This window comes from Arthrobacter mobilis, assembly GCF_012395835.1.
Lineage (GTDB): Bacteria > Actinomycetota > Actinomycetes > Actinomycetales > Micrococcaceae > Crystallibacter > Crystallibacter mobilis.
Genome location: NZ_JAAZSQ010000003.1, coordinates 126,626 through 144,295, shown reverse-complemented (window position 1 = coordinate 144,295; position 17,670 = coordinate 126,626). Strand labels below are relative to the sequence as shown.

Here is a 17,670-nt window from a genome sequence, read left to right as displayed (position 1 = left end):
TAAAGGGGTGGTGGAAGCCGTCGACCAGATCCAGCTGGAGGCCAGCATCAGTGCTCCCGTGGACCGCGTCTGGACCGCCTTCGCCCATGAGCGGGGTCAATGGTGGCCGGAGCTGGACTTCTGGCCGGTCATCGGCTCCCTCCTGCGCGAGCAATGGGAAGTGGACGGAATCCAGTTCAGTGCGGTGGGGACCGTCCAGGATGTCATCAGCGGCCGCCGCCTGGTCTTCGTCTGGGCCGAACCTGACTGGGAGGACGCCACAACCGTCCGCTGGGAGTTCGAAGCTGCCGGTTCCGGAACCCGCGTGCTGCTGACCGAATCCGGCTTCGGCGCACTGGCGCGCGGCCAGGAACTCGCAGCGGACCACCGCGAGGCCTGGCCGCACCATCTGTCGGATTTGAAACGGCATGCCGAGCAGGCGGCTCCGGCGGCTTGAGGCCGTTGCCCGAACCTCAGGACGGCGCACTCCCGGCGTAGCGGCCGGCGAGCCGGTTCAGGGCCAGCGCCCCGGCGAGCAGGCCGAAGTCACGCAGGGCCACATCGTAGAAGCCCGGGACCAGCAGCAGGTTGACGATGATGCCGGCCAGCCACAGTGCGACCACCAGGGACCCCAGCCGCGGCTTCCACGCCACCAGCAGGCCGGCGGCGACTTCCACCACGCCCACCCCGTACATGAACGTCTGCGCGGAAACCGGCACGATGTCCACGGCGAGCGGTGCCAGGTACTGCGGCCAGTCGGTGAGGATGTTGAAGAATTTGTCCAGACCGAAAAGGATCGGCGCGACAGTGTAGAGACTGCGCAGGAGCAGGAATGCCTGGCGGGCGGGATCCTCCCGCAGGGAGGCAATCGGCAACCGCAATTGTTGAGTGGCCATGGCCCTATCCTTTCTAAAAGCAGGTAGTATTGATTTTAGAAAGCAGCGTTTCTTTCGTCAATGGATCTTGTATTTGGATGAGGACTTCATGAACGGCCATCGCATTCCTGACCGGCTCGCGGCAGTGGCGGCACTGCATGACCCGTCCCGGCGGGCGGTGTACGACCATGTGCTGCGCGCCCCCGGCCCGGTCGGCCGGGACGACGTCGCCGCTGCGCTGGACATGGTGCGCGGCACTGCCGCCTTCCATCTGGACAGGCTGGCCCGGGAGGGCCTGCTGACAGTCAGCTACCGGCGCCTGGGCGGACGTACGGGTCCAGGTTCCGGACGGCCGGCCAAGCTTTACGCGCCGGCAGTGGCGGAAGTGTCGGTAAGCCTGCCCGAACGCCATTACGACCTGGCCGCGGACATCCTGGCTGCGGCCGTCGAAGAATCGATGGGCACCGGCAGGCCGGTGGGGGAGTGCCTGCAGCAGGCGGCGTCGGCTGCAGGAGCCGCGGCGGGCAGCGGGGCGCCGGACCTGGAGGAATCCCTGGTCCGGCATGGCTTCGAGCCGCAGCATGAAGCGGACGGATCGCTCACGCTGGCCAACTGCCCCTTCCACCAGCTGGCCCGCAACCATCAGGAGACGGTGTGCGGGCTCAACCTGGGATTCCTCGCCGCCGCCGCCGCGCAGGCGGAGGGACCGCGCTATATGGCTGTGGCGGATCCGGGGCCGGATCGCTGCTGCGTCCGGCTGCGGCCGGCCGGCAGCAGCGAGCAGCGGGAAGGTGCGGCACGCTAGTATTGCTGCTCCCAACCAGACAAAGGTGCCTGGATGCCGTTTCCCGCCCCATCCCAGCTGCGTGCCGCCGTTATCGGCAGGCTCCGGGCTGCCGGCTGCGTCTTCGCCGAGGACGAGGCGCGGCTGCTTCTGGCCGCTGCAGACTCGCCGGCCGCCCTCGAGGCCATGGTGGGCCGGCGGAGCGGGGGCGAGCCGCTGGAGCACATCCTCGGCTGGGCGGAGTTCTGCGGCCTGCGGATAGCCGTGGAGCCGGGGATCTTCGTGCCGAGGCGCCGCACCGGGTTCCTGGTCAAGGAGGCGGCCGCCCTCGCCCGGCAGGGTGCTGTCGTCGTTGACCTCTGCTGCGGCTCCGCAGCTGTCGGCACGGCGCTGGCCGCGGCGGCGACAGGCATTGAACTGCATGCTGCCGACGTCGATCCTGCCGCCGTCAGGTGTGCCCGCCGGAACGTGGTCCCTGCCGGCGGGCGGGTCTACGAGGGCGATCTGTACGACGCGCTGCCGGCCTCATTGCGCGGCCGGATCGACATCCTCGTTGCCAACGCACCCTACGTACCTGCCGCGGCAATCGGTACGATGCCACCCGAGGCCCGCCTGCACGAGCCGCGGGCGGCGCTCGACGGCGGACCTGACGGGCTGCAGGTCCAGCGGCGGATCGCCGCCGCCGCGCCCGCGTGGCTCAGGCCCGGCGGCCACCTGCTGATCGAGACCGGCGCGTACCTGGCTCCGCGGACGGCGGACATGTTCGCCCGCAACGGCCTGGACCCGCGGCTGGCGCGCTCCGAAGAACTGGACGCGACCGTCATCATCGGCACGCTGCCGGGCCGCTCCGTGGGGTAGCAGGACCCGGACCGGACCGGCAGCCGCTGCCTACGCAGGCCCCCCGGAGCCGGCGGTCCCGGCCTCGCCGGTGTCCTCCCAGAGAACATCAAGGTTGCGGAACACCGGGGGTGCATCGCACAGGGCGGCGAACTTTGCCGCGAACTCCGAGGTTTCCGGCCGGTTGGAGTTTTCCATCGCGGACTCGTACGAGTCGAATTCGACGATCGTGTAGTACGTTCCGGGACGGTCACGGTCCGCCGTGGCGACGATGCGGCGGAAGGTGGCCGGTGTGGTTCCTTCGCTGCGGGACGGCCGCCCCAGGTCTTCGATCTCCTGAATGCGGGAGGTTTGGAATTCGATGATCTGTACAAACCCAGCCATGGCTCTTCCTTTGCGGCGGTGGTTTCCGATGCCGAACACGGTAGACCCGGTGCCCGGGCGGCGCAATACGCAATAGCGGTTGGCGCAGCAGTGCCCGGGTCCTTGCCCGGCAAGGATCCGGGCACTGCTGCGCCGGAGCAGGTCAGCTCTTGTAGCCGTAGGCGGGTACGTACTTGACCGAGTAGTGCGAGATGTCCTTGCCGCTCGAATGCGAGACGGTCACGGCCTTCTTGGCGTAGTCCAGGTAGGTCACCTCGGCGCCGAGTCCCTGCTTGGCCGAGCCGGCCTTGACGCAGACAGCCGCGATGGTCTTGCCTGCCGGGGCCTTGATGGTCACGCTGCCCTGCTTGCCGGAAACATCGATCCTGCCTGAATCCCACTTCGGGCAGAGCTGGTTCGCCGGCGGAGCGGCCTCTGCCGGGGCGGAACTTCCCGGCAATGCCAGGCCGGCGACGGCGAGGGCGGCTAGTGCCTTCTTCATGCGGTTACTCCTTGTGTCACGGTGTTTCACGGTCCGTACCGGACACGCCCACCCCGTTCCGGACCTTGCCCGGTGCCTTTCCTGCGCGTGCCGAAGCCAGCGTAGCGGCGGCGCCGCAGGGCGGACCATAAGTATTCCTACCCGGGTTTCCGGCGCCGCTACTTGGCGGTTGCCCTCCCGTCGCGGGCGGGCAACCGCGGAGGAGCGTTATCCGGGCTCGGTCATCTCCTGCGGCACGGCGACGAGGTCCAGCACTACGCCCGAACGCAGTGCGGCGAGGGGGAACGGCGCGCCGATGACATCGGCAAAGAGCAGCTGCTGCAGATCGCCGGCCCGGGAGACCGGCCGTCCGCCGGCCCTGAGGACCAGGTCGCCGGGCCGCAGGCCGGCGTCGTCCGCCGGGGAACCGGCGATCACTTCCACCACGCGCAGCGCCCGCCGTTGCCCGGTGCGCAGCACCTCCGGTTCGGACAACGGCACCGGCGTGCTGACCAGTCCCAGATAGGCCCGCCGCACGCGCCCGTCCGCGAGCAGGGCCGAAATGATCCGGCGGGTCGTGGCGTTGATGGGCACCGCCAGGCCCAGGCCGATGCCCGCGACGGCCGTATTGATGCCGACGATCCGGCCGTGCGCATCGGCCAGGGCACCGCCGGAACTGCCCGGGTTCAGCGCCGCGTCGGTCTGGATCACGTCCTCGATCACGCGCCTGGTCCGCCCCACCGACGTGGGCAGGGAGCGGCCCAGGCCGCTGACGACGCCGGCGGTCACCGAACCGGTAAGTCCGAGCGGAGTGCCCACCGCAATCACCAGCTGGCCCACCCGCAGCGTTTCGGCGTCGCCGAGCACGGCAGGAGGCGGCACCGCCATCCGCCCGCGGATGACGGCCAGGTCCGACAGCGGGTCGGCCCCGACGACGTCGATCTCCATGCGGGTGCCGTCGGCAAAGGCGGCACGTCCGCCGTCGGCACCGGCGACAACGTGCGCGTTGGTCAGCAGGTAGCCGTCCTCGGTGAACACCACGGCGGAGCCGCCGCCGATCCGCACCTGCCCGTTGCGGCGTGCGGCGGTCATTTCGATGGCGGCCACATGCGGGGTGACGGTCTCGGCCACCCCGATGACTGTCCGTGAATAGGCATCGAGCGGCTCTTCGGCATCCCGGGAACCGGCAGACCGGGCGTCCGGCAGGACATTCACCACGCACCTCCTGGAACCGGTGGTTGTCTATGTACAACCGGGGAACTTCCGCCGCTAATCCACCGCCGGCTACGCCGTGGGTGAACCGCGGCCCAGCCGGCTTCTGCCTGCACTGCGGCGGGGCTTCCGGCTCTCCGGCCGCAGGTAGATAATCGGGGGACAAACACCTGTTCAAGGCTGGAGGACCCGGAAATGTCCGTTTACACGCTTGGAATCTGGCTGGTGAAACCGGGCCGCGAGGAAGACTTTGTGCAGGCCTGGCAGGAACTGGCCCGCAGGACACTGGAGGAGTTTCCGGGCGCCCGGGCGGTATTGCTGCATGACCGCGATGTCCCCAACCGGTTCATCAGCACAGGACCGTGGGACTCGGTTGAACAGGTCGGGCAGTGGCGGCAGTCACGGGCTTTTACCGAGGGTACTGCGGCGATGCAGGACCTGCTCGAACGCTTCGAGCCGCACACTCTGGATGAAGCCGTGTCGATCGGCGGCCCGGCCTAGACAGGGGTGTTCGGCGCCTGGCCCTTGTCGCCGAACTGCTGGACCGCCCTGCGCTCGCGCAGCCGGTCCAGCCTGTTCATTACCGGCGCCGTCGTCACTCCATGCAGGAGGATCGAGAGGGTGACCACCAGTCCGGTCAGGGCCCAAAGCTGCTCGGCCTGCCCGGTGAAGTGGCCTTGGCTCAGCGCGTAGCCCAGATAGTAGAGCGAACCGATGCCGCGGATGCCGAAGAAGGAGATCGCGATGCGTTCGCGGGGGCCCGTCCTGCCGCCGGCCAGCCCAATCAGGCCGGCCAGTGGACGGACCAGCAGCAGGAAACCCAGCGCGACGAGCACCTCGGCCCAGCCGATTCCCGCCAGCAGGCCGCGTGCCAGCGCGCCGCCGAGCAGCACCAGGATGACAACCGTCAGCAGCCGCTCGAGCTGTTCCACGTAGCTGTGCAGCACCCTGTGGTAGCCGTGGGTGTGCTCCACGTTGCGGATGGTGACCGCAGTGGTGAAGACGGCGATAAAGCCGTAGCCTTCGATCATCTCGGTCAGCCCGTAGGCCAGGAACGTTGCGGCCAAAGCCACGAAGCCCTGGGAATGGTTGGCCAGGCGGAGGCTCTCGGGCCGCGCGGTGAAGAACAGTGCGGCCAGCAGTTTGCCGACGCCGAAGCCCACCAGCAGACCGATCCCGATCCGCCACAGCACGTCGACCGCCAGCCACTGCGGCAGCCAGGCGGCCGGGTCGGTTCCGGCCGCGCTGATGGCAATGGCCAGATAGACGAAAGGGAAGGCCAGCCCGTCGTTGAGGCCTGCCTCCGAAGTCAGGCCGAAGCGGATCTCGTCCTCCTTCTCCGTTTCCTCCTCTTCGTCCGCTGGCTCCCCGACCTGCACCTCCGAGGCCAGTACCGGGTCGGTGGGCGCAAGGACGGCGGCAATGAGGACGGCCGCGGCCAGCCCGAGGCCCAATGCCCACAGCCCGAGGACAGTCATTCCGAGCAGGCACAGCGGCATCACGATGCCCAGCATGCGCCAGGTAGTGCCCCAGCGAACCCGGCCGAACGGCCGGTCCAGGGCCAGGCCGGCGCCCATCAGTGAGATGATGACGCACACTTCGGTCAGGTGCGTGGTGATCTCCGCATGCCTGATTGGATCCGGATCGGGCAGGTTCTCGAACGCAGTAAACGCCAGGATCCCGGTGCCCAGGAAAATCATCGGCATCGAGAACGGGGCATCGCGCAGAAGCCTGGGCAGCAGCGCGGCAGCAAAGACGGCAATGCCCGCGGCAGCGTACATCAGGCTGGGGGGTTCGAACATCCTGGCCTCTTTCCTGCCGGGTATCCTGCCGCTGTGCCGGCGTCGGCCGGTGCAGCTGTTCGCTTCACATCTTCCTCCGGCCGGCCGCTGTCAGCTACGGCCGCCGGCACATCTGTCCTTCGGGACGTTGGATCACGCGCTCGAGCTGGTCCAGTACCTCCGTCCGGGAGCGGCCGGCGTCGATGACCTCGAAGCTGCCGAAGTCCTCCAGCGCGCGGTAGCCGGCGTCCAAGGCCCGCAGTGCTTCGAGGGATTCGGCATCCGTGTCCCGCACGCGGATGCGCCGCAAGGCCTGCTCCGGGGAAATGGCGAAATAGACCACAAGGTGAGGCTTCGGAAACAAGCCGAGCAGCCACCCGGCCAGACCGCCGCCGCGCAGTCCCCGGCTCTGCCGCAGGGCCAGCTGGCAATAGAAGGACCGGTCCATGACCACCAGGGTGTCCGGGCCCTGCCGTGCCAGGCACATCCTGACCATCGCCACCGTGCGGACCAGTGTTTCCACCAGGTCCAGGCCCCGCGTGCCCAGGATGCGCACGGCGCTGGTACCGAAACGGCGGGCCCAACTGTCCAAGGTCTTCCGCCCGCCGAACACGCCGTAGACCACGGCCGGAGTCCCGCAGCTTTCGAGCCTGCCGCGCAGGTCGGCGGCTGCTGTCGACTTGCCGGCGCCGTCGATGCCGGCCAGGGCAACACGGAAGTTCTCCTGTGCACGGTGTCCAGGCATTCCGTCCTTTCCCGGCGGCGCCATGGCGGCACCGCCACGGCATCAGCGCGAGCTGATGGATTCGAATTTCCTGATGCAGAGCGGCACGAACACGACCAGCATGGCCGCCACGCCGAGGAAGATGGTGGCGAACGGATGCTGCAGCGTCCAGGCCGCCGCGGCCGGGAATTCGGAGTAGGTGTTGCCGAACAGCTGCCGGGCGCTTTCGACCAGGGCGGAGACCGGATTCCATTCGGCGATGACCCGGAGCACGTCCGGCATGGTGTGGATGGGCACGAAGGCGTTGGAGATGAAGGTCAGCGGAAACAGGATCATGAAGGCCGCATTGTTGATCACTTCCGGGCTCCGCACGCTCATGCCCAGCAGCGCCATCACCCAGCTGAACGCGTAGGAGAACAGCAGCAGGACGGCCACGCCGCCGGCAAATCCCCAGAACGAGGTGGTGACGCGCCATCCGACGGCCCAGCCGGTGCCCATCATGATCAGCATGGAGATCGAGTTGATGGCCAGGTCCCCGTTGGTCCGCCCGATCAGCACGGCCGCCGGGCTCATCGGCAGTGTGCGGAAGCGGTCGATGATGCCGTCCTTGAGATCCTGCGCCATGGCAGCGCCGGAGAAGGTGGACCCGAAGATCACCGTCTGGGCAAAGATGCCGGCCATCAGGAACTGGGTGTAGTTGTCGACGGCCATGGCGCCGCCGTAGACCTGGCTGAACAGCAGCACGAACATGATTGGCTGCAGGATGGTGAAGACCAGGATCTCCGGTACGCGCTTGATTTTGAGCAGGTTCCGCCAGGTGGCGACCCAGCCGTCGGAGAGGAACTGCCGGAAGGGCCCGCCGGTGCCTGCGGGGCGGTAGCCTGCGGGCCCGCTCATCGGGCATTCTCCATTTCGGTCTGCTGGTCTTCCTGGCCTTCCTCGGCCCGGTGGCCGGTGAGCTTGAGGAAGACATCGTCCAAGGTCGGGCGGCGCATTCCCGCGTCATGCAGCTCGACCCCGGCGTCGCCCAGCTCGCGCAGGACAAACTGCAGGGCGCGCGGCCCGTCGACGACGGCGACCCCCACCGTCCGCCGGTCGCCGGAGACGCTCGCCTCGCCGTCGCCGTGGCGGCTGAGCACGTCGGCGGTCCGGGCCGCGTCGCCGGCGTCGACCAACGTGACCTCCACCCGGTGGCCGCCGATCCGCGCCTTCAACTCATCGGCAGTCCCTTCGGCAATGACCTTGCCGCCGTCGATCACCGCAATATCGTCCGAGAGCTGGTCGGCTTCCTCCAGATACTGGGTGGTCAGCAGCAGCGTGGTCCCTTCGGCCACGAGGTTCTTGATCACGCCCCACAGCGCGAGCCGGCTGCGCGGATCCAGCCCGGTGGTCGGCTCATCCAGGAACAGGATCTTGGGATTGATGACCAGCGCTCCGGCAAGGTCGATCCGCCGCCGCATGCCGCCGGAGAACCCTTTGACCGGCCGGTTGCCGGCCTCGGTGAGCTCGAACTGCTCGATCAGCTCCCGCGCGCGGCGGCGCGCCGCCTTCGCCCCCAGATGGTAGAGCCTGCCCACCATTTCCAGGTTCTCGAATCCGGTGAGGTTCTCGTCCACGGCCGCGTACTGGCCGGCGACGCCGATGATGCGCCGGACCGCCTTCGGATCCGCGACGACGTCGATCCCGTCGATCCGCGCGGTGCCCGCGTCCGGCCTGATCAAGGTGGTCAGGACCTTGACCGCCGTCGTCTTGCCGGCACCGTTGGGACCCAGCAGTGCCTTGACCGTCCCGGACGGGATGGCCAGGTCCAAGCCGTCCAAGGCATGGACCGCCCCGGTCTTCGCTTTGTAGATCTTCTTCAGCCCCCGGGCTTCGATGATGGTCACGCCCTCCATCCTAGGAACGGCGGGACCTTCGGAGAAGGGAACCGCGGAGTCCGGCTAGGACTCCACCCCCCGTTTGCCGGCCGCCGGACGGACCCTTGCCAGGAGCGTCCGCCAGCGCCGCACTGCATCCAGCAGGCGCATGGACAGCGCCCAGTACACCACCCCTGCGGCCAGCGAGGCGGCGACGGCGAGCGCGGGGCTGACCGGTGCCAGCCCCGGGTAGACCAGCCAGTGCGTGAGGTAGGCGTACAGCGACGCGCCGGCCAGCACTCCCAGAAGGCGGTGCAGGAGAACGGGGACCGGCATGGCCGGCAGCCAGATGAGCAGCAGGATGCCCGCCAGGATCGTCAGGTCCCGCCAGGGGTTGCCGAAGAAGCCGGGGACGGCCAGGGCAGCGGCCGCCGAGAGCAGCAGCCGGTGGGGCAGGTGCCGTGCCCGGGCGACCGCCCAGCCCAGGGCGAACAGCCACAGGACCGGCTTGGGGTTGGGCACCTCCAGATCCACCAGCTCGAAACGGGTGAGCAGCCCGACGGCAAACAGGGCGAGCGGGAAGGCGAAGGGCAGGCGGCGTTGGAAGCGGTCCGCCCACGGAACGGCCAGCAATGCCGCCACCGCGACCAGCACGTAGACGAGCACTTCGACGAACCAGAAGTCCCACTGGGTGGTCCACTTCTCCGGACCCACGAAGGCATTGAGGAGCACTATGTTCGCGGGGGTGTACCTGTCGGTGAGCAGGTAGGCGACGGCGATGAAGACCACGCTGGGGATGACAATCCTGCCGAGGCTGCGCAGCTGGCGCCGCAGCCGGGGGAGCCCTCCGCCGGTGAGCTGGAAGCGCGCGAAGTTGAACCCTGCCACCGCCATCAGCACATGGGCGGTGCCCGGCCAGGCGAAGAGCTGGGCATGGGTGCTGATGATGGCGACGATGGCCACGGCCCGCAGCACGATACTGGTCTCCAGCGGGGCGGTGAACCGCCGGTGCCGCCGGCCCGGCTGCTGCCGGGCCGCCAATTCGCCCACGGGGACCAGATGCCAGTCCGGCGGGAGGTTCCCGAGCGCCTTTTCCAGCCGGATGGAAGCCGCGACGTAGGACAGCGAGTCGCCGCCGAGCGAGACGAAGGTGTCCTCGTCCCGGACGTCGGGGCACTCGAGGACTTCGGCGAAAATCCTTCTCACGTCCGCCGGTCCGTCCCCGGGGGCGCCGGACGCGGCGGGCGCGGGGCAGGGCTCGGCGAGCGCGAGGATGGCCGGGTAGTCGAGCTTGCCGGTGGCCAGGCGGGGGAGGTGTTCGACGGCGTGCACCTCCACGGCCGCGCGGGGCAGACCCAGGTCCTGGGCCAGCACCTTGCCGAGCAGGTCCGTATCGTGGCCGCCTTCGACCGCCACGACCAGGCGCTCGTCCGACCCGGCGCTGGCTGCCGCCACGCCGAGCCCGGCGAGAATCCGCTCCACCTGCCCCAGGTCGATGCGCAGGCCCACGATCTTGACGAACCGGCTGCGCCGTCCCACGACCTCGTACAGGCCGGTCGGATGCTGCCGGGCCAGGTCGCCCGTGCGCAGCTCCTCGATGGTGCGGCCGGCGGCCAGGTCCTCCGGCCGCTCGGCATAGCCCAGCATGACGTTGGGACCGGTGTAGACGAGTTCGCCGTCATCCAGTCCGGGTACCGGGTCGATCCGGAAGGCGCCGCCGGGCACCGGGACCCCGATGGTGCCCGGGTGGGCCGCGGCCAGTTCCGGGGGCAGGTAGGCCATCCGGGCCGTGGCCTCGGTCTGGCCGTACATCACGAACAGCTCCCAGCCCCGCCGCCGGCCCAGCTCGGCATACCGGCGCACGGTTTCGGGGCCCAGCCGGCCGCCGGCCTGGGTGACGTACCGCAGGCTCGGCAGGTCCATGCCGGCGAAGCCCACGCATTCGAGGAGCTCGAAGGTGTACGGCACGGCCGCGAACGACGTCGCACCGTGGACGCGGAACAGCTCCCAGAAGCAGGGATCCACCACTGACAGGTCCGTGAGCACCAGACCGGCTCCGCGCAGCAGGTGGCTGTTGATCACCGAGAGCCCGTAGCAGTAGTACATGGGCAGCGTCGTGGCGGCGCGGTCGCCGGCCCCGATGCGCAGGTACTGGGCGATGGACTCGGCGTTGGCCTGCACGTTCTCATGCGAGAGCCGGACCAGCTTGGGGGAGCCGGTGGAACCGGACGTGCTCAGCAGCAGGGCCAGCTCGGGGTGCAGCTCATGGCGCGTGCCGGGGCGTCGTTCCTCCAGCACCGGTTCCCCGCCGCCGGAGCGCAGGATGACGTCCGGGTCGTAGGCTGCGACCAGCGAGTCCAGGGCGGCCGGCTTGTCCGCCGGGGCCAGCAGCAGCGGGTGGCCCGACGACAGCGCCGCCAGGTAGGCCACCAGCGAGTCCAGGTCATTGGCGGCGGCCAGCGCCACCAGGCGCCGCACCGGCCCGAGCCGGGCGGCAAGGTCGTCGACCCGGCCGGCCAGCTCCCGGTAGGTCAGGACGCGGTCCTGCATCAGGACGGCAGGATTGTCGCCGAAGCGGGCGAGGTCCGCAGCAAAGGACACCCGCGGGGGGAGGAGCTCGATGGTCACCGTGAAAGGATAGGAGATAAGGCAAACCTAACAAAACCGGTGGTGACACGGCCAGGTCATGCAGCCGGCGGTGGCGGCGGGGCCGGGGGTTCGGCAGGTCCCTGGTCCAGGCGGAACGGCGGGTACTCGTCCCGCAGCAGCAGCACGTAGGCGCCCACCCGCCAGGCCCACCGGTTGATGCCCATCACCAGGTCGAACAGTCCCTGCCGGTACCGGCCGGTGAACAGCAGGATCACTGCCGCGATGAGCACGAGCAGGCCCAGCAGGGAGGGCCCCCAGCTGCCGCCGCCGTTGTCCTCGTCCCAGCGGGTGCCGATGCTGCCGGTGAGGATGGCGACGACGAGCACGTGCGGGATGGCCAGCAGCCACCACTTGACCAGCACCAGCCCGCGGGAGAGCCGGGCCGGGTAGTCGACCTCGAAATCCGCCGGATAGTCGGCACGTGCCAGGGTGAAGGGCGGATACCTGTCGGTGCCCAGGGCGGAGTAGGCGTAGAAGCCTACCCGCCAGGTCCAGCGCAGCACGCCGGTGCAGAAGGAGAACCAGGACTGCGGGTAACGGCCCGTGAACAGGATCGCTATGCCGGCCGCAATGGTGGTTACGAGCAGGGCGAACCACAGCAGGGCCAGGATGAGGTAGTGCGGGATGGCCAGCAGCCACTTGACCAGCCACAAACCGCGCGACAGCTTCGAGTCCAGCCACCCCAGGAGCCGGACCGGATAGACGGCGGAGGCGGTGTCGGAACCGTCCCCTCCGGCGGATCCGGCCAGCGCCGCACCCGGGCCGGTTCCCGGCCGGGCCCCGGAGGTGCCGATGTCCCGGCCGAGCCCCGCGGAACCGAGCAGCAGCAGCGGCACGCCGACGACGAGGCCGGCCAGCCCGCCCACCAGCACTCCCGTGCCCACCGGCCCCAGCAGGCCGGAGCGCACGCCGGCCTGCAGGTCCACCCAGACCGGGCGGGTGGCATCGGCATTCATGACCACCAGGCTCCAGGTGCCCGGCTGCAGGTCCCACGTCAGTTCCCGGGCTCCGGCGCCGGAAGCGGATGCTGCCCAGAAATCCTGCCCGGCGGGGGAGGCCGGGGCGCGGGTTCCGCCCTGCTCTGCCTCTCCGTCCTCGTCGTCCCATCCGTCCTGCTCATCCCACCTGCCACCGTCGGTCCGGGAGCGGTCCCCGAGCGCGGCATGGGGCACGCCGTCGAGGTAGGCCGCGACCTCGGAGGCTTTGGCAATGCCCACGAAGATTTCCTGGTCCGGCACCACCGGCGTTACCCGCACCTGGACGCTGGCCAGATCGCCGAGCCGCGGAGCCCCGGGCAGGCCGGCCTGCCCGGGGTCCACCGCCAGCGAGGGCGTGGTCAGTGCGTAACCGGCGGTCTGGTGCCGCTCCGCCGGCCCGCTCACGTACCGGCCGCCCTGCTGGGCGGCATCCGCGGCCAGCAGCCAGGTTCCGCCAATGGCCAGGCCCAGCCCCGAAAGGCTCAGCAGCACACCGCAGACCAGCAGGACCCAGTGCCCAGGCTTCATGCGTGCTGCCGGAGCACCGGGAAATGGCTGGCCGCCGGCCGGTGCCTGATACGCGTTCATGGCGTTCCCTTCAGCGTGCGTATCCGAACAGCATGCGCATTGTGTACTCCCCGGCAGCCGTGGGCCCAGAATAAGCGCGAAGGCAGCAGGAAACAATCGGCCGCCGGACTGGCCAGGGGGCGGGGGAACGGATGCAACGAATAAGCCCCGGAGCCGGAAAATCAGCGTGCCGGGTCCGGTTCCGTGTGCGTGATCAGCACCGGGCAATGTGCATGCGCCGCGACGGCGGTGCTGACCGAGCCCACCAGCATCTCGGCTCCGCGGCTCGCCTCCGCCAGGACATGGGCCTGCTGGCCCTCGACGACGGCTTTATCCAGGTCCGCCGGGACATTGCCGTCGAAGTCCGCAGCGAGGGCGCCGGCAGGGACCTGTTCCGCACCCTCCTGCGGATTCCATCCGATGGCCGGGACCTCGGCCAGCATGACCGGGTACTGCCAGACGATTACGGCCTTCAACCCGTCGAAGGGGTCTTCACCCCGGCAGGCCGCCCGCCCGGCTGTGACGAGGCCGGCTTCCGTGCCCGATGGTGCCCTGCTCAGGATTGCAGGACGACGGCGGCCGTCGCGTCGGCGACCGCCGCCTCCTCGTCCGTGGGCACCACCAGGACCGGGATGGCCGAGCCGGGGCCGGAGATGGTCCGGCCCTCGTCCAGGCCCGCGGCAGCCTCGTTCGCCGCGGTGTCCAGGCTGATGCCCAGCGGCGCGAGCTTGGCGAGTACCCGGGCGCGGAACGCGGCCGAGTTTTCCCCGATGCCGCCGGTGAGCACCACCGCCCTGGCTCCGCCGCAGGCCACATGGTAGCCACCGATGTACCGGGCCAGCCGGTGCGCCGCAATCTCCAGCGCCAGTCCCGCCTGCTCGTCCCCGCCGGCGGCGGCCTCGGTGATGGCGCGCATGTCGTTATGCCCGGCCAGTGCCTTGAATCCGGAATTCCGGTTCAGCATGCTGTCGAGTTCGTCGGCGCCGTAGCCTTCGCGCAGCAGGAAGATGAGGATGCCCGGATCCACGTCCCCGGACCGGGTGCCCATCACCAGTCCCTCCAGGGGCGTGAACCCCATGGAGGTGTCCACGCTGCGCCCGCCTTGAATGGCAGTCACCGAAGCGCCGTTGCCCAAGTGGGCGACGACGCCGTCGAACTTCTCCCACGGCACATTCAGCAGGGCGGCGGCACGGCGGCCGACGTATTCGACGCTGGTCCCGTGGAAGCCATAGCGGCGGATCCCGTACCGCCGGTACAGCCCGTCCGGCAGGGCATAGCGCCAGGCAGGCTCGGGCAGGGTGCGGTGGAAGGCCGTGTCGAAAACGGCCACCTGCGGTACCCGGGGCCACTGCTGGACGGCCGCGCGGAGGCACAGCACACTCGGCGGGTTATGCAGCGGGGCCAGCGGGTTCAGCCGCTCGATGGAGCGGGTGATCTCGTTGTCGATCAGCACCGGACCGGTGAAGCGCTCGCCGCCGTGGACCACGCGGTGCCCGACGGCGTCGAGCGCTTGTCCGCCAAGCGCGTCCTGCAGCTCCCGGCTGGCAACGCCGAAGGCCTGGGTATGGTCGGCGACCTCGTCTTCGCCGATCCGCTCCACCACGCCCCCGGCGATCCTCCGTCCGCCCCCGTCAGGATTGTCCGCGTCCATCAGGCGCACCGAGTACTTCAGCGATGAGGAGCCGGAGTTGATCACGAGCACGAGCATGGGTTTCCTCCTCGGGTCCGGCTCCGGCCTGCGGCCGCTGTACGCGGGTGTGCTAAACGGGCTCCTGCCGTGCTTCATCCGGCCGCCGGTTCGCCGGACCTGCGGAAGCGGTCCACTGCCAGTTCCTGACTTCCGGCATGTCCTCGCCGTGGATCCGGATGTACCGGCGGTGCTCGATGAGCTTGTTCTGCAGTTCCTCGCGCGCATGGGCCGAAACATCCGTCAACCGCGGCACCCGGTCGATCACGTCGATGGCCAGGCTGAACCGGTCGATCTGGTTCAGCACGCACATGTCGAACGGCGTGGTGGTGGTGCCTTCCTCCTTGTAGCCGCGGACGTGCAGGTTGCCGTGGTTGGTGCGCCGGTAGGTCAGCCGGTGGATCAGCCACGGATAGCCGTGGTAGGCGAAGATGATTGGCTTGTCCGTGGTGAACAGGGCGTCGAAGGCACGGTGGGGCAGGCCGTGGGGGTTTTCGGCGTCGTCCTGCAGCCGCATCAGGTCCACCACGTTGACCACCCGGATCCGCAGGTCCGGGAACCGCGAGCGCAGGATTTCGACGGCGGCGAGGGTTTCCATCGTGGGCACGTCCCCGGCGCAGCCCATGACGACGTCGGGTTCGGCCCCGGCATCCGAACTCGCCCACTCCCAGATGCCGATCCCTTTGGTGCAGTGCACCACGGCCGCGTCCATGTCCAGGTACTGCAGCTGCGGCTGCTTGCCGGCCACGATCACGTTGACGTACTGGCGGCTGCGCAGGCAGTGGTCGGCCACGGAGAGCAGGGTGTTCGCATCCGGGGGAAGGTAGACACGCACCACGTCGGCCTTCTTGTTGACCACATGGTCGATGAAGCCCGGATCCTGGTGCGAGAACCCATTGTGGTCCTGCCGCCAGACGTGGGACGTCAGCAGGTAGTTCAGCGAGGCCACCGGCCTGCGCCAGGCGATGCGGTTGCTGGTATGCAGCCATTTGGCGTGCTGGTTGAACATCGAGTCGACGATGTGGATGAACGCCTCGTAGCAGGAGAAGAACCCATGCCGTCCGGTGAGCAGGTATCCTTCCAGCCAGCCTTGGCAGGTGTGCTCGGAGAGGATTTCCATCACCCGGCCGCCGGGATCCAGATGGTCATCCTCCGGGAGCCTCCGGGCGTTCCAGGTCCGGTCTGTTGCTTCCAGCACGGCCCCGAGCCGGTTCGAATTGTTCTCGTCCGGAGCGAAGACCCTGAAGTTGTCCGGATTGCGGGCCACCACGTCCCGCAGCATTTCACCCAGCACGCGGGTCGATTCCACCGCTCCGGTGCCTGGCTCGGGCACCGGCACCGCGTAGTCGCGGAAGTCCGGCATCCGCAGGTCCTTCAGCAGCAGGCCCCCGTTGGCGTACGGGGTGGCGCTCATCCGGTGGTGCCCTTCAGGGTGCAGGCTGGCGACCGCTTCGACAGGGGTGCCGGCCTCGTCGAAAAGTTCCTCCGGGTGGTAGCTGCGCAGCCAATCTTCGAGCACCTGCCGGTGGGTATCGTTCTCCCGTGCGGCGTCGAACGGCACCTGGTGGGCGCGCCAGTAGTCCTCGATCTTCTGCCCGTCGACCTCGGCCGGTCCCGTCCAGCCCTTGGGGGAGCGGAACACGATCATCGGCCAGCGGGGCCTGCCCGTCTGCCTGTCAGCGCGGGCCCGGCGCTGGATCTGCCGGATATCGTCGAGGCAGGTGTCCAGGACCCGGGCAAAGTCCTGGTGCATCTGTACCGGATCGTCGCCTTCCACGAAGTGGGGCACATGGCCGTAGCCGCGGAGCAATGCATCCAGTTCGTCGTGCTCGATCCTGGCCAGGAGCGTGGGATTGGCGATCTTGTAGCCGTTCAGGTGCAGGATCGGCAGCACCGCGCCGTCGCGGGCCGGGTTGAGAAACTTGTTCGAGTGCCAGCTGGCGGCCAACGGGCCCGTTTCGGCTTCCCCGTCGCCAAGAATGGCGGCGACAACCAGGTCCGGGCTGTCGAAGGCTGCTCCGTAGGCGTGCGAGAGCGCGTACCCGAGTTCGCCGCCTTCATGGATCGAGCCGGGCGTTTCGGGCGCAACGTGGCTGGGAATGCCGCCGGGAAAGGAGAACTGGCGGAACAGCCTCCGCATCCCTTCCAGGTCCCGGGACACGTTGGGATAGGTCTCGCTGTAGGTGCCCTCCAGCCAGGCTGCTGCCACCGGGCCGGGGCCTCCATGGCCCGGCCCCATGATGTACATCATCTCCACGCCGCGCTCGCTGATGGCGCGGTTGAGGTGGGCGTAGATGAAGTTCAATCCCGGCGTCGTTCCCCAGTGCCCCAGCAGCCGCGGCTTGATGTGTTCAGGGCGCAGCGGCTCGCGCAGCAGGGGGTTGTCCATCAAGTAGATTTGTCCGACTGACAGGTAGTTCGCTGCCCGCCACCACGCATTGATGCGTTCGAGCTGGTCGGGGCCGAGGACGGGATCCGGCTTCCGGGAGGGCTGGGAGTCGTTCATCTAATGTCCTGAACGTAGGGGAGTGGGAAGGCGCGCGGGAGCGTTCGCCGGCAGGGACCGGACGCGGTGTCCAGGATCCATAGGTCTGCCTGCCCACGGCGCGGTCCGATCTGCGATCACACTAGCGTGGACCGGGGGCGGTTCCCACCCCCGTCCAGGGCGAACCGGCCCCTGGCCTGCCATACGGGACCCAGCAGGCCGGCCCGTATGGCGCAAACCTTTGGGAAAAATTTCGTCGACGCCAAACCGGTACCGGTCATACGATTTATCACAGGCAGCGGGGCGGGCCGAAGCCGTACACAGGAGCTCCTGGACAACATGTGGGGATGTTGTCCAGGAAACAGCGACTGTGCATCAGGGGCCGGGCGCGGTATTGGGGGATGCCGCACCCG

General features: G+C 68.9%; 17 protein-coding genes. 4 read left to right on the top strand and 13 right to left on the bottom strand.

Annotated features, from left to right (window positions below; translation table 11 throughout):
• The first annotated feature begins 10 nt into the window (after window positions 1–10).
• Window positions 11–436: an SRPBCC family protein gene (locus HGG74_RS05460; RefSeq protein ID WP_168485333.1), complete on the top strand. Its 426-nt coding sequence runs from the start codon at window positions 11–13 to the stop codon at window positions 434–436.
• Window positions 437–452: 16 nt separating this feature from the next.
• Here HGG74_RS05460 and HGG74_RS05455 read toward each other — a convergent pair whose 3' ends face one another.
• On the bottom strand, window positions 453–875 hold the full coding sequence (locus tag HGG74_RS05455; protein WP_168485332.1) for a hypothetical protein: 423 nt from the start codon (window positions 873–875) through the stop codon (window positions 453–455).
• 88 nt (window positions 876–963) lie between these two features.
• On the opposite strand from HGG74_RS05455, the gene HGG74_RS05450 reads away from it, so the two are divergent.
• Complete coding sequence (locus HGG74_RS05450) at window positions 964–1,659, top strand: helix-turn-helix transcriptional regulator (protein WP_168485331.1); 696 nt, start codon at window positions 964–966, stop codon at window positions 1,657–1,659.
• A gap of 33 nt (window positions 1,660–1,692) precedes the next feature.
• Window positions 1,693–2,496: a putative protein N(5)-glutamine methyltransferase gene (locus HGG74_RS05445; RefSeq protein ID WP_168485330.1), complete on the top strand. Its 804-nt coding sequence runs from the start codon at window positions 1,693–1,695 to the stop codon at window positions 2,494–2,496.
• Window positions 2,497–2,526: 30 nt separating this feature from the next.
• On the opposite strand, the gene HGG74_RS05440 is transcribed toward HGG74_RS05445, so the two are convergent.
• From HGG74_RS05440 to HGG74_RS05430, 3 genes are all read right to left on the bottom strand, one after another.
• Window positions 2,527–2,859, bottom strand: coding sequence for an NIPSNAP family protein (locus HGG74_RS05440; RefSeq protein ID WP_168485329.1), 333 nt, complete (start codon window positions 2,857–2,859; stop codon window positions 2,527–2,529).
• A 142-nt stretch (window positions 2,860–3,001) separates the two neighbouring features.
• Window positions 3,002–3,340: a hypothetical protein gene (locus HGG74_RS05435; RefSeq protein ID WP_168485328.1), complete on the bottom strand. Its 339-nt coding sequence runs from the start codon at window positions 3,338–3,340 to the stop codon at window positions 3,002–3,004.
• A gap of 207 nt (window positions 3,341–3,547) precedes the next feature.
• Complete coding sequence (locus tag HGG74_RS05430) at window positions 3,548–4,534, bottom strand: S1C family serine protease (RefSeq protein WP_312856763.1); 987 nt, start codon at window positions 4,532–4,534, stop codon at window positions 3,548–3,550.
• Between the two features lie 192 nt (window positions 4,535–4,726).
• Between HGG74_RS05430 and HGG74_RS05425 the strand changes: the two genes are divergently transcribed.
• Window positions 4,727–5,032 (top strand): antibiotic biosynthesis monooxygenase family protein, encoded by a 306-nt coding sequence (locus tag HGG74_RS05425; RefSeq protein WP_168485327.1) that lies wholly within the window; start codon window positions 4,727–4,729, stop codon window positions 5,030–5,032.
• Here the strand turns inward: HGG74_RS05425 and HGG74_RS05420 are convergent.
• The 9 genes from HGG74_RS05420 to HGG74_RS05380 form a co-directional block, all read right to left on the bottom strand.
• Window positions 5,029–6,333, bottom strand: coding sequence for a cation:proton antiporter (locus tag HGG74_RS05420; protein ID WP_168485326.1), 1,305 nt, complete (start codon window positions 6,331–6,333; stop codon window positions 5,029–5,031). The genes HGG74_RS05425 and HGG74_RS05420 overlap by 4 nt on opposite strands.
• 94 nt (window positions 6,334–6,427) lie before the next feature.
• Window positions 6,428–7,057, bottom strand: coding sequence for a nucleoside/nucleotide kinase family protein (locus HGG74_RS05415; protein WP_168485325.1), 630 nt, complete (start codon window positions 7,055–7,057; stop codon window positions 6,428–6,430).
• 42 nt (window positions 7,058–7,099) lie between these two features.
• Window positions 7,100–7,933 (bottom strand): ABC transporter permease, encoded by an 834-nt coding sequence (locus tag HGG74_RS05410; protein WP_168485324.1) that lies wholly within the window; start codon window positions 7,931–7,933, stop codon window positions 7,100–7,102.
• Window positions 7,930–8,922 (bottom strand): ATP-binding cassette domain-containing protein, encoded by a 993-nt coding sequence (locus tag HGG74_RS05405; RefSeq protein ID WP_312856749.1) that lies wholly within the window; start codon window positions 8,920–8,922, stop codon window positions 7,930–7,932. Before HGG74_RS05405 ends, HGG74_RS05410 begins: the two co-directional genes overlap by 4 nt.
• A gap of 54 nt (window positions 8,923–8,976) precedes the next feature.
• Window positions 8,977–11,520: a non-ribosomal peptide synthetase gene (locus tag HGG74_RS05400; protein ID WP_168485322.1), complete on the bottom strand. Its 2,544-nt coding sequence runs from the start codon at window positions 11,518–11,520 to the stop codon at window positions 8,977–8,979.
• Window positions 11,521–11,576: 56 nt separating this feature from the next.
• Window positions 11,577–13,106 carry a DUF4389 domain-containing protein gene (locus HGG74_RS05395; RefSeq protein WP_205761410.1) on the bottom strand — a complete coding sequence of 510 codons (1,530 nt, stop codon included), beginning with the start codon at window positions 13,104–13,106 and terminating at the stop codon, window positions 11,577–11,579.
• A gap of 161 nt (window positions 13,107–13,267) precedes the next feature.
• A complete protein-coding gene (locus tag HGG74_RS05390) occupies window positions 13,268–13,561 on the bottom strand; it encodes a universal stress protein (protein ID WP_246262663.1) in 294 nt (97 codons plus the stop codon).
• 80 nt (window positions 13,562–13,641) lie between these two features.
• Window positions 13,642–14,793 carry an acetate/propionate family kinase gene (locus HGG74_RS05385; protein ID WP_168485321.1) on the bottom strand — a complete coding sequence of 384 codons (1,152 nt, stop codon included), beginning with the start codon at window positions 14,791–14,793 and terminating at the stop codon, window positions 13,642–13,644.
• Window positions 14,794–14,845: 52 nt separating this feature from the next.
• On the bottom strand, window positions 14,846–17,278 hold the full coding sequence (locus HGG74_RS05380) for a phosphoketolase family protein (RefSeq protein ID WP_168485320.1): 2,433 nt from the start codon (window positions 17,276–17,278) through the stop codon (window positions 14,846–14,848).
• Window positions 17,279–17,670 lie beyond the last annotated feature (392 nt).